Consider the following 12,033-nt stretch of genomic DNA (forward strand, 5'->3'; position numbering starts at 1 on the left):
GACCTAACGGCCTGACCGGGCCGCCCGGCGCGGCAGCAGCGGCCTCGGCTCCTCCGGGTCCCGGACCAGCGAGGACGCCAGCAGCAGCGGGATGACGCCCCCGAACGCCCAGGCCAGGAACGCCATCGGGGTCCGCAGGGTGAGGTCGATCGGCACCCGGTCACCGGGACGGGCCGAGGCGAGCCGGCCCTCGAAGTCGTGCGGCCCGAGGATCCCACCGACCACGAAGCACATCAGGGCGGTCAGCGAGACCCCGACCACCGTGATCAGGACCGAGGACCAGCCGAGGCGGCCCAGCCAGCGCCAGGCGATCACCCCGAGCCCGAGGCCGACCACGAAGCCGATCATGACGAAGTACGCATCGCCGGCGACGATCTCCACCAGCTGCCGCTCCGGCATCGTGGCCGAAGCGTCCGACGCCACCTGGTAGGTCGCCAGCGGCGTGATCCGGGCCCACAGCACTCCGGTCAACAGTCCCAGGGCAACACAAAGCGCGGCGTAACCGAGGATCCAGCGCAGGGCCCGGCGCCGTCGATCCCGCCGCGTTTCCATCGCCCGACGTGCTGGCACGCGGGAGAGTCTATGCCGCCGACCCGGCCCGGCCGCCCAGCACCCGCCGGAGCGCCGCGCCAGGCTGCCCCGTGCAGTTCAGCGGTAGCCCAGGCCGTGGCCGAACCGGAAGATCGGGTCCTTCGTGTCGAAGGGCGCGTCCGCGGCACTCGCCTCGACGGCAGCCATCGATCGGGGCAGGTCGAAGGGCAGCCGGCCCTTCGGTTCGGATCCGCCGAAGATCACGTCGAGCACGGCCTCGTCGGAGGCCCCGAAGTCGGCCAGGACCGCGGCCGCGGCGTCGATGATCTCCGGGAACACCGCCGGCCGTTCCAGGTAGATGTCGATCACCGTCGGCATGGCGTCGCAGAGCGCGACGATCCGGTCCCGCTCGGCGTCGGGAAACGTCAGCGACCCGGCATGGAACATCGCCTCGAAGCCGCTGGTCCGCGGTTCGTACGGGGTGCGCAGGCGGACCAAAGCAAGATCGGCTTCGGCCGGATCGTCCACGACGGTGCCGAAGGCGGCGGCCGCCGACGGATCGATGCCCTCGAGATAGAGGCGAAGCGCCAACGGGGCCGGCAGCGTCGGCTCCCCGCTCGGCTCCGTGTTGGTCACCAGGGTCATCGCATCCCGCTGCGCCTGTTCCCCGGCGGCGCGGAAGTCGGACCGGCCGACGATCTCGCCCGCCGCGACCGCGTCGACGTAACGGGCGTCGTCGAACAGACCCAGCACGAACTTCTCGGTCAGCAGGCGGCGCACCGACTCGTCGATCCGCCGTTCCGGCACCCGTCCGGCCTTGACCAGATCGATGATCAACTGCGGGCATGCCTCGCCGCCGAACTGGTCGACGCCCGCCTCGATGATCTTGATCGCGCGCTCCTCCCGGGACAGCTCCTCCACGCCCCAGGCCCGGGCCGGCATCCATTGGCCGAGGACCTCGACGTCGGTCAGCAGTCCCCAGTCGGTGCAGACGATGCCCTGGAACCCGAGTTGATCACGGAGCAGTCCGCTGATGATCTGTTGGCTGAACGCGAAGCCGACCTCCTCGTACTCGGTGCCGACCGGCATCCCGTAGTACGGCATGATCTGCGACCCGCCGGCCTCGATCGCCGCACGGAACGGAGCCAGATGGTGATCGAAGCGGCCCGCCGGATACACCTGTTCACGCCCGTACTCGAAGTGCGGATCCTCGCCGTCGAGCTGCGGGCCGCCGCCCGGGAAGTGCTTGACCATCGCGGCGACCGACGTGGTGCCGAGCTCGGCGCCCTGGAACCCGCGCAGGTACGCCACGACGAGCCTGGCGGTCAGGTCGGCATCCTCACCGAAGGTTCCCGAGATCCGGGACCAGCGAGGTTCGGTCGCCAGGTCGATCTGCGGGTGCAGCGCGACCCGGAGACCGACCGCGACGTACTCCTGGCGGGCGATGTCGGCGAACCGCTCGACCGTCGCCGGGTCGCCGATCGCGGCGAGCCCGAGCGGTTCCGGCCACTGGCTGAACAGGCCGCTCATCATCGCCGTGCCCGGGTTGTCGGTGAACGCGTGCCGGGGATCGGTCGAGAAGGTGATCGGGATCCCGAGGCCGGTGCCGGCCGCGAGCTGCTGGGCGGCGTTGTGCCACTGGGCCAGTTCGCGGACCGTGGCTGCCGCACCGAGCAGGTTGAAGTGGTTCATCCGCCGCTTGGTGACCATCGTCTGCAACGACGGCAGGCCGAAACGCTGATCCGAGTCGGCCACTCCCCCGTCCCGGCCGACCGTCACCATCGTGTGGAACATCAGGCCCGCCTTGTCGGCGAGCGGCAGCCGCTCGGTCAGGTCGGCCACCCGCTGCGAGATCGGCAACGAGCGATCGGTGTACGGGTAGCCGCTGGTTGTCATGCTCATCGATACCCCTTGGTCAGCCACGTCCCCGATGTCGCGGCGATCGTTCGGATCCTAACATCGATACCGACCAGGTGGTAACCATGACGATTGCCACCCAGAGCCGGAGATCATCGTTAACTGACAGCGGTCACTGAAGATCGAAATAATTCATCCGATAGAATTACCAACCACACGGTAACCACGAAACAGCCAAGGGGGCCAGCTTGCCGGCGCGCACGAACAAACGGGAGCAGATCCTCCAGGCCGCCGTCCTCAGCTTCGGCGAGGTCGGCTTCAACTCCTCCTCGCTGCGCGAGATCGCGGCCCGCTGCGGCGTCTCCCATCCCGGGCTCCTGCATCACTTCCCCAGCAAGGAGGCGCTGCTCACCGCGGTGCTGGAGCATCGTGACACCGACGAGCGCCGCTGGTTCCCGCGGTCGGAGTCCGGGCTCGACGTGCTGCGGAACCTGATCAAGCTCGTCGAGCACAACGTGACCGTGCCCGGCCTGATCGGCCTCTACGTCCTCACCGCCGCCGAGGCCACCAACCCGGCCCATCCGGCGCACGACTACTTCCAGCGCCGCTACGCCCGGCTGCGGAGAGACACCCGGCGCGCCCTGCACCGGATCCGTGACGAGGGCGACCTGCATGCCGGCGTCGACGTGGAGGACGCCGCGACCATGATCAACGCCCTGGTCGACGGGCTTCAGGTGCAATGGCTGCTCGCGCCAGCGGAGGTGGACATGCCGACGATCCTGCGCCGGCACCTCCAGTCACTGGTCACTCGGAAGCTCTGAACCGCGGGCCGAACGGGCTCAGCGCGGGCGCGGAATCGGCGCCGATCCGTCAGAATGATGATCATGGCCGACAGCTACGAACTCCTGCTCGATGTCGATCTCGGACCGGGGCTGACCTCCGACGAGCTGGCGGAGCTGCGGTGGCACCTCGGCCAGACACCACTGCCGGAGCGGCTGGTACTGGGCACCGACGCGTTCCGGGCCGCCTACCCGCTCGGCGACCCGAGCGATCCCGACTGCGAGTGGGACATCGCCGACCCCGATCCACTGTTCGCCGGCCGCGGCGCCGCGCACAGCATCGGCGGCGAGCTGTCGGCCGGCCTGGTGGCGCGGGAACCCGCCGGTTGGACCCTGACCGCCCGGCAGGAGCTGCACCCGGATCTCTTCGATCCGCTGCGCGCGTTTCTCGGCTGGCTCGGTCCGCGAGCGATCGGCGCGGACGAGGCCGTCGGATCCCTGCGCTGGTACGAGGACACCGCCGCAGAGCCCCTGGTGATCAACGGAGGAGTGATCACCATCCCGCCGTCGATCGCCGAGCACACCGAAGATCAGGAAGGCTGACGGCGGCTCAGGAGGCCAGGCAGGAGGGCCCGAGGAGGGCCTTCAGGTCCGCCATCAGCGGACCGGACGGGTTCACCCGGAGCTGTTGATCAAGCCGCATCAGCGTCGTCTTGCCCGATGACACCAGCTTGAGCCGTACCTCTGTGCCGCCCGGATGCGAGGAGAGCACCGCTCGGAGCTGCTCGACCACCGGCGGCGTGCAGCGCACGGCGGGCAGCGAGATCACCACCGGGCCGGACGGCGCGTCGGTGACGTCGGGCAGCGACAGCTCCTGCCCGGTCAGGGCGATGCTGTCGTCGTCCACCTTCATCCGGCCCTTGACCTTGACCACCGTGTCGGTGGCCAGGACCGTCGACACCAGGTCGTACGCCTTCGGGAAGAGCAGCACCTCGATCGAGGCTTCCAGGTCCTCGACCGTGATCACGGCCCAGATGTCGCCCCGCTTGGTCGTCTTCCGGGTGATGTTCGTGATCATGCCGCAGATCGTGATCATGCCCTCCCGCGGGCCGTCGTCGGCCAGCAGGCCGGCGATGCTGAGATCACGTTCGGCGGACAGGATGTGTTCCAGTCCCTGCAGCGGATGGTCGCTGACGTACAACCCGAGCATCTCGCGCTCGAACGCCAGCTTGGTGGTCTTGTCCCAGTCCTCCAGCTCCGGCACCGTGCCGCCAAGGACCGGGTCGTCGCCGCCGAGATCGCCGAACAGGTCGTCCTGCCCGTGCGCCGAGTTCCGCTTGATGTCGATCACGCTGTCGACCGCGTTCTCGTAGATCGACATCAGCGCCCGCCGGCTGTGCCCCATCGAGTCGAACGCCCCGGCCTTGATCAACGACTCGGTGACCCGCTTGTTGCAGGCGATCTGGCCGATGTGGTCCAGGTAGTCGTAGAAGGTGGCAGCCTTCCCCTTGCCGTCCCGCGAGGCCACGATGTCGTCGACCACGTTCGAGCCGACGTTGCGGATGGCGGTCAGGCCGAAGCGGATGTCGGATCCGACCGGGGTGAAGTTGTGCTCCGACTCGTTCACGTCCGGCGGCAGCACCTTGATCCCCATCCGCCGGCACTCGGCCAGGTAGATGGCCATCTTGTCCTTGTCGTCCTTGACCGAGGTCAGCACGGCGGCCATGTATTCGGCCGGATAGTTGGCCTTCAGGTACGCGGTCCAGTAGGACACCTGGCCGTACGCGGCGGCGTGCGCCTTGCCGAAGCCGTAGTCGGCGAACGGCATCAGCGCGTCCCAGACCGCCTTGACCGCGTCGTCGGAGAAGCCGCGCTCCTTCATGCCGGCGGCGAACGGCGCGTACTCCGCGTCGAGGACTTCCTTCTTCTTCTTGCCCATCGCGCGCCGCAGCATGTCGGCGCGGCCCAGCGTGTACCCGGCCAGCTGCCGGGCGACCTCGATCACGTCCTCCTGATAGACGATCAGGCCGAAGTTGTCCGCGATCACCGGCTCCAGGGCCTGGATCACTTCCGGGTGCGGATAGACGACCTCCTGCTGTCCGCTGCGCCGCAGGGCGTAGTTGACGTGGGAGTTGATGCCCATCGGACCAGGCCGATACAGGGCGATCGTCGCCATGATGTCCTGGATCCGCTTCGGCCGCATCAGCCGCAGCAGCGACCGGGTGCCACCACTGTCCAACTGGAACACGCCGAGCGTGTCGCCCCGGCTGAGCAGTTCGTACGCGGCCTCGTCGGTCGGCTCGGCCCCGAGCGCGTCGAGGTCGAGGGTGACCCCGCGGTTGAGCTTCACGTTCTCCACCGCGTCGCCCAGCACGGTCAGGTTCCGCAGGCCCAGGAAGTCCATCTTGACCAGGCCGAGCGCCTCGCAGGACGGGTAGTCGAACTGGGTGATGATCGCCCCGTCGGCGTCCCGCTTCATGATCGGGATGATGTCCAGCAGCGGATCCGAGGACATGATCACGCCGGCCGCGTGCACGCCGGACTGCCGGATCAGGCCCTCCAGCCCCTGGGCCGTGTCGACCACCCGCTGGATGTCGTTGTCCTGCTGGTAGAGCTGGCGGAACTCGCCGCCCTCCGCGTACCGCGGGTGCGTGTCGTCGAACAGCTTCGTCAGCGGCACGTCCTTGCCCATCACGGGCGGCGGCATCGCCTTGGTGATCCGGTCACCCATCGCGAACGGGTAGCCGAGCACCCGGGACGCGTCCTTGACCGCCTGCTTCGCCTTGATCGTGCCGTAGGTGGCGATCTGGGCCACCCGGTCGTCGCCGTACTTCTCGGTGACGTACCGGATCACCTCGCCCCGCCGACGCTCGTCGAAGTCCACGTCGAAGTCGGGCGGCGAGTCGCGCTCCGGGTTCAGGAAGCGCTCGAAGGTCAGCTTGTACTCCAGCGGATCCAGGTCGGTGATCCGCATCGCATAGGCCGTCAGCGATCCCGCACCCGACCCGCGCACACCGGTCCGGATGCCCCGGTCCTTGGCCCACTGCATGAAGTCGGCGACCACCAGGTAGTAGCCCGGGTAGCCCTTCTGGATGATCACCTCGTTCTCGTAGTCCGCGCGCTTGCGGATCTCGTCGGTGATCCCGCCCGGGTAGCGGTACGCCAGGCCCTTCTCGACCTCCTTGAGATACCAGGAGATCTCGTCCTCGCCGGGCGGGCAGGGGTAGCGCGGCATGAACCGGCCCTCGCCCTCGGTGAAGGCGATCTCGCACCGCTCGGCGATCGCCAGCGTGTTGTCGCAGGCCTCCGGCAGTTCCTTGAACACCTGGCGCATCTCGGCCGGCGACTTCAGGTAGTAGCCGTTGCCGTCCAGCTTGAACCGGTTCGCGTCGGCCATGGTGGCGCCGGTCTGGACGCAGAGCAGCACCTCGTGCGCGGCGGCGGCGTCCGGCGTCGAGTAGTGCAGGTCGTTGGTCGCGACCAGCGGCAGGTTCAGGTCCCGGGAGATCTTGAGCAGGTCCTCCCGGACCCGCTTCTCCAGGTTCAGACCGTGGTCCATGATCTCGACGAAGTAGTTGCCGGCGCCGAAGATGTCGCGGAACTCGGCGGCGCTGGCGACCGCCTCGTCGTACTTGCCCAGCCGGAGGTACGTCTGCACCTCGCCGGACGGGCAGCCGGTGGTGGCGATCAGGCCCTTGGAGTACTGGGAGAGCAGCTCGCGGTCCATCCGCGGCTTGTAGAAGAAGCCCTCCAGCGAGGCCCGGGAGCCCAGCCGGAACAGGTTGTGCATGCCCTCGTTGGTCTCGGACAGGATCGTCATGTGGGTGAACGCGCCACCGCCGGAGACGTCGTCCCCGCCGCCGTCGCCCCAGCGGACCCGCTTGCGTTCACTGCGGTGGGTCTTCGGCGTCACGTACGCCTCGATGCCGATGATCGGCTTCACCGGGTACTTCTTCGACTGCTTGTAGAACTCGTACGCCCCGTGCAGGAATCCGTGGTCGGTGACCGCCAGCGCCGGCATCCCCATCCGCTCCGCACCGGCGAACAGATCGCCGATCCGGGCGGCCCCGTCCAGCATCGAGAACTCGGTGTGTACGTGGAGGTGAACGAAGCTGTCCTGACCCGCTGCCGCCGTGGTTCCCGCCATGACCTGAAACCTTCCTCCAATACTCGAAGTACGCGGCGCCGGCCGTGGGGAAGTTCGGCTCGGACACACACCTTATGCCCTCTCGGAACGCCCCATCATTAGGCACGCCGCCGACAGTCCACAGCACGCCACTGACAGTCCACTGCGAGGCGTCCCCCAGCCCCACTTCCCCACACTTCTTGGCACTTCCCGCGAGATACATCTCGCGGGAAGCGACAGTTTTTCACGTACCGTGAAAACCGACGGCCCGGGTCAGGACAGCGCGCGGAGGCCCTCCAGGAGCGGCGTGGTGGGGCGGCCGAGGAGGCGGCTCAGGGTGCGGTCGCCGGTGTCGTCGAGGGCGCCGGCGGCGATGTTGGCGTCGAGCGCCGCGACGAACCCGGCGGTGGGCTCGTCGAGTCCGGCGGTGATCAACTTCTGGGTCAGGTCGGCCGGCGCGACGGGCCGGTAGACCACCTCGCGGCCGACCACCTCGCCGAGGGCGGCGGCCAGGTCGGCGTAGGTCCAGGCGGTGTCGCCGGCGAGCTCGTACACCTTGCCGGCATGATCATCACCGGTCAGTACGGCGGCCGCCGCGGCGGCGAAGTCGGCCCGGGACGCCGAGGCCACCCGGCCCTCCCCCGCGGCCGCCGTGATCGCCCCGGTGTTGCGCGCCTCGTCCAGCTGGGCGGCGTAGTTCTCGGTGTACCAGTTGTTCCGCAGGATGGTCGCCGGCAACCCCGATTCCTTGATCAACTCCTCGGTCGCCTTGTGGTCGGGCGCCAGCACCAGGTCCGAACTGTCGGCGTGCGGCGCACTGGTGTAGACGAGGTGACCGACGCCGGCCGCGACGGCTGCTTCGACGACGTTGCGGTGCTGCTCCAGCCGCCGACCTGGTTCGCTGGCGGACACGAAGAGCAGCCGCTCGACGCCCTGGAACGCCTTCAGCAGGGCGTCCGGATCGTCGTAGTCGGCGGTCCGCACCTCGATCCCCCGCTCGGCGAGCGCCGTCGCCCGGGCCGGATCGCGGACCACCGCGACCAGATCTGCGGGCCGCTGCCCGCTCGCCGTCAGCGCCTCGAGCGCCAGCCCACCCAGTTGTCCGGTCGCACCGGTCACCGCGATCGCCATCTGTCCGTCTCCTCAGTTCGTCGGGTACTTGACGTCTCAACAAACCTTGGGAGGCGGTCCACTATTCCGTCAATCGCCGGCCCGATCGACATGACCCAGCGCGCGCCCGGGGGCGACCAGGTCGCGAACGCGGCGTTTGAGCTCCGCGATCTCCGGAAAGCCACCGTCGGCGGCGCGGTCCCAGACCCGCACGTCGTCGACCTCGATGACGAAGGCACCGCCGGTGGTCGGCACCAGCGCAACCTCGCCGAGTTCCCGCGGGAACGTGCTCAGCAACTCCTGCGCGATCCAGCCGGCCCGGAGCAGCCAGCGGCATTGCGTGCAGTAACTGATCGCGACGCGCGGTCGCCGTGTCTCGGACATCGGCCCATTGTCCGCGATCCGCCCCGGACCGGCCGGATCTCCGACGGCGGCCCCATCTCCAACGGGTCCCTGGGCCCCGAAGGCAACACGTCCTGAGCTGCTGAGCGTCAGCCCCCGGCGAGTTCGGTGAGCGCCTCCTTCGACCCCGCGGCCAGCTCGATCGGCGCGGTCTCCTGACCGAGCTTCGGGTCCAGTTCCTTGGCCGACGGGTGCACCTGGGCCAGCTTGTCCTTGCTGCTCCAGAGCAGCTTGGTGATCGCGCAGGCGTTGTTGGCCGGGAAGTCGTCGCGGACCAGCAGGACGTTCGGCACCACGATCGTCTTCACGTCGCTCTTCAGGTTGTACGTCGCCGCCGGGATGGTGCCCTCCGCGTAGACGGGGTTGATCTCCTGCAGCTTCGCCAGCTGTGGGGTGATGTCGACGAACGCGGCCAGGTCGGGCTGCGAGGTGAACAGGTCGGTCAGGTTCGGCGTCGGCAGGCCGCCGGACCAGAAGAACGCGTCGATCGAGCCGTCCTTGAGGCCGTCCACGGTCTTGGCCAGATCCAGTCGCTGCGCCTTCACGTCCTTCGCCGGGTCCAGGCCGCCGGCCTGCAGCAGCCGGTTCGCGATCACCTCGGTGCCGGACTTCGGCGAGCCGGTGGAGACGGTCTTGCCGCGCAGGTCCTCGATCGAGTCGATCCCGGCGTCCTTGCGGGCCACCACCTGGGTGTAGTTGGAATGGATCCGGCCCAGCGCCCGGATCGCCTGCGGCTGGTCGAACGCGCTCTTCCCGGCCACGGCATCGGCCGCCGTGTCGGCCAGCGAGAACGCGATGTCGTAGGTGCCGTCGACCAACTGCTGGATGTTCTGCACCGAGGCGCCGGTCTCCGCCGCCGTGGTACGGATCGGCGTCTCGGAGCTGATCAGGCCGGCCATCCCGCCGCCGAGCACGTAGTAGACGCCGGTGCTGTTGCCGGTGGCCATGGTCAGCTGGGCCGCGGTCGGTTCGCAGGCGCCGGCCGACCCGCCGCCGGTCGGTTCGCTGCTGCGGTCCTGGCGGCCGCCGCAGCCGCTCAACACCAGCGCCAGTACGGACAGCGTCGCGACGATCATGGTCGCCGGACGGAGCTGATCACGCATCGGAAACTCCTTGCATCGTTGGAGATTGTCGTCGGGAGGAGAGCAGGTTCAAGATCACCGCGACCGCGGCGCAGGCCAGGCCGATCGCGATCGAGACCGGGTGCAGGTAGAGCAACAGCAGGGCCGCGGGCAGGCAGAGCAGCCGCTGCAGCCAGTTCGCCTCACGGACGATCCAGCCGCCGGTCAGCGCGGCCAGCGCCGCGATCGCGATCATGCTCACCACGGTCGTCCAGAGGACGTCGAACGGCGACCCCTGCAGCAGCAGGTGCGACCCGTTGTCGGTGATCACGAACGCCAGCGGGGCCAGGAAGGCCGGCAGCGCGTACTTGGTCGCCTGCCACATGGTCGGGATCGTCATGCCGCCGGTGATCGCCGAGGACGCGACCGCGGCCAGCGCGGTCGGCGGCGACACCTCCGACAGCACGGCGTAGTAGAAGATGAACATGGCCGCCTCGGGCGGGCTCACCCCGAGCGCCTGCAGCGCCGGCCCGATCACCACCCAGGCGATGATGAACGAGGCCGTCACCGGCACCGCGAGGCCGAGCAGCAGCACCGCGACCGCGGCCAGCACCGCGGTCAAGATCAACACGACGGTCGGGTTGTCGGTCAGGGCCCGGGCCGCCGCGACCAGGATGTCGGCCAGGTTCTGGCCCAGGCCGGTCTTGACGATCACCGACGTGATCACGCCGGCGGACGCGCAGACGGTGACCACGCCGAGCGCGGACCGGATGCCGCTGCTCAGGGCGCGGGCCACGTCCTTGCCGTACGTGATCATGGCCTGGCCGCGCTGCTGCGGCTCGGTGTCCGGGTCGAGCGGGTCGTGCCGGGAGACCAGGCGCTCCACCAGTCCGAACAGGGCCGCGACGGCGGTGGCGTACACGACGGCGCGGAACGGCGGGATGCCGACGGCCAGGAAGACGACGATGATCGCCAGCGACAGCAGGTGGTAGCCGTACCGGAGCAGCAGCCGGACCGGGTTGCGCCGCGGCAGCTCGACCGCCTGCGCCCCGAACCGCCGCGAGTCGATCTCGACCGCCAGGATGATGCCGAGGTAGAACAAGATCGTCGGCACCACGGCCCAGAGCAACACCTGCAGGTACGGGACGCGCAGATACTCCGCGATGATGAACGCGGCCGCACCCAACGTCGGTGGCGACAGGATCGCCCCGATCCCGGCCGCGGCCAGCATCCCGCCCGCGTTCTCCCGCGGGTAGCCGGCCCGGCGCAGGATCGGCCAGGTCACCGCACCCAGGCTGACCGCCGTCGCGGTACCCGAGCCGGACACGGTGCCGAGCAGGAACCCGGACAGCGTCACGGTCCGGCCGGGCGCCGAGCGGGACTTGCGGAACAGGGCGAAGGACAGCTCGATGAAGAACCGGCCGGCCCCGGTCGCGTCCAGTACGGCGCCGTAGATCGTGAACAGCACGATGTAGGAGGCGGCGACATCGAGTGGCGTGCCGTAGAAGCCGGACTGGTCGTTGTAGAAGCCGTTGATGATCTGGTCGAAGTCGACGCCGGCGTGGCTGATCGGCCAGGAGATCGGCAGGAAGCCGCCGTAGTAGGCGTACAGGAAGAAGATCACGCAGACGATCGGCAGCACCAGCCCGGTGGTCCGCCGGCACGCCTCCAACAGCAGGACGGTGAGCAGCGCGCCGGCGATCACGTCGAGCGTGCTCAACTGCCCTTGTCGATCAAGGAACGCGTTGAAGCCGCCGCCCGGCGCCGGCAGGACCGGATAGAGACAGACCAGCAGCGCGGCCACGGCGAGCAGCCAGTCGATCACTCCCGGGTTGTCGCCGCGGGCGCCGGCCCGGCGTCGCTTGCGGAACCGGAAGGTGAGGAAGACCAGCGGCAGCGTCGCGCCGAGGAAGATGATCAAGGAGTACTGGTTGCCCTGCGGCAGCGGGAAGAACACCTGCCAGAGCACCCAGACCGCGATCACGAAGCAGAGCGCACCGAGGACCAGGTCGAGCCGCGGGCCGAGCCGACGAGCCGGGCGTTCCTCGTCGTAGGTGGCGATCAGTTCGTCGACCTGCTCCTTGCCGACCGGCCGGGTCATCTCGCGACGTTGATCAGCTGCCTGAGCATCCACCGCGTCGGGACCCATGCGGTGACTATACGGCGC

9 protein-coding genes are annotated in these 12,033 nt (G+C 69.0%); 2 read left to right on the forward strand and 7 right to left on the reverse strand.

All coding sequences use genetic code 11. The features are described 5' to 3' along the window. Window positions 1-3: 3 nt before the first annotated feature. Window positions 4-570 (reverse strand): hypothetical protein, encoded by a 567-nt coding sequence (locus tag ACFQU4_RS31500; protein ID WP_377499815.1) that lies wholly within the window; start codon window positions 568-570, stop codon window positions 4-6. Window positions 571-648: 78 nt separating this feature from the next. Continuing rightward, on the reverse strand, window positions 649-2,433 hold the full coding sequence (locus ACFQU4_RS31505) for a glycoside hydrolase family 3 protein (RefSeq protein ID WP_377499817.1): 1,785 nt from the start codon (window positions 2,431-2,433) through the stop codon (window positions 649-651). A gap of 203 nt (window positions 2,434-2,636) precedes the next feature. On the opposite strand from ACFQU4_RS31505, the gene ACFQU4_RS31510 reads away from it, so the two are divergent. After that, window positions 2,637-3,209, forward strand: a complete 573-nt coding sequence (locus ACFQU4_RS31510; RefSeq protein WP_377499819.1) for a TetR/AcrR family transcriptional regulator — start codon at window positions 2,637-2,639, stop codon at window positions 3,207-3,209. A gap of 63 nt (window positions 3,210-3,272) precedes the next feature. Further along, a complete protein-coding gene (locus ACFQU4_RS31515; RefSeq protein WP_377499821.1) occupies window positions 3,273-3,770 on the forward strand; it encodes a hypothetical protein in 498 nt (165 codons plus the stop codon). Window positions 3,771-3,777: 7 nt separating this feature from the next. On the opposite strand, the gene dnaE is transcribed toward ACFQU4_RS31515, so the two are convergent. The 5 genes from dnaE to ACFQU4_RS31540 form a co-directional block, all read right to left on the reverse strand. Then, window positions 3,778-7,314, reverse strand: coding sequence for a DNA polymerase III subunit alpha (gene dnaE, locus ACFQU4_RS31520; protein ID WP_377499823.1), 3,537 nt, complete (start codon window positions 7,312-7,314; stop codon window positions 3,778-3,780). A 252-nt stretch (window positions 7,315-7,566) separates the two neighbouring features. Continuing rightward, window positions 7,567-8,424 (reverse strand): SDR family oxidoreductase, encoded by an 858-nt coding sequence (locus ACFQU4_RS31525; RefSeq protein WP_377499825.1) that lies wholly within the window; start codon window positions 8,422-8,424, stop codon window positions 7,567-7,569. Window positions 8,425-8,493: 69 nt separating this feature from the next. Beyond that, window positions 8,494-8,787, reverse strand: a complete 294-nt coding sequence (locus ACFQU4_RS31530; RefSeq protein WP_377499827.1) for a SelT/SelW/SelH family protein — start codon at window positions 8,785-8,787, stop codon at window positions 8,494-8,496. A gap of 107 nt (window positions 8,788-8,894) precedes the next feature. Next, the gene (locus ACFQU4_RS31535; RefSeq protein ID WP_377499829.1) at window positions 8,895-9,908 is read right to left on the reverse strand and encodes a TAXI family TRAP transporter solute-binding subunit; all 1,014 of its coding nucleotides are present in this window, start codon (window positions 9,906-9,908) and stop codon (window positions 8,895-8,897) included. After that, a complete protein-coding gene (locus tag ACFQU4_RS31540) occupies window positions 9,901-12,015 on the reverse strand; it encodes a TRAP transporter permease (protein WP_377499830.1) in 2,115 nt (704 codons plus the stop codon). Before ACFQU4_RS31540 ends, ACFQU4_RS31535 begins: the two co-directional genes overlap by 8 nt. Window positions 12,016-12,033: the final 18 nt, after the last annotated feature.

It is taken from the genome of Microlunatus sp. GCM10028923 (assembly GCF_042666975.1).
In the GTDB taxonomy this organism is placed as follows: Bacteria; Actinomycetota; Actinomycetes; order Propionibacteriales; family Propionibacteriaceae; genus Microlunatus.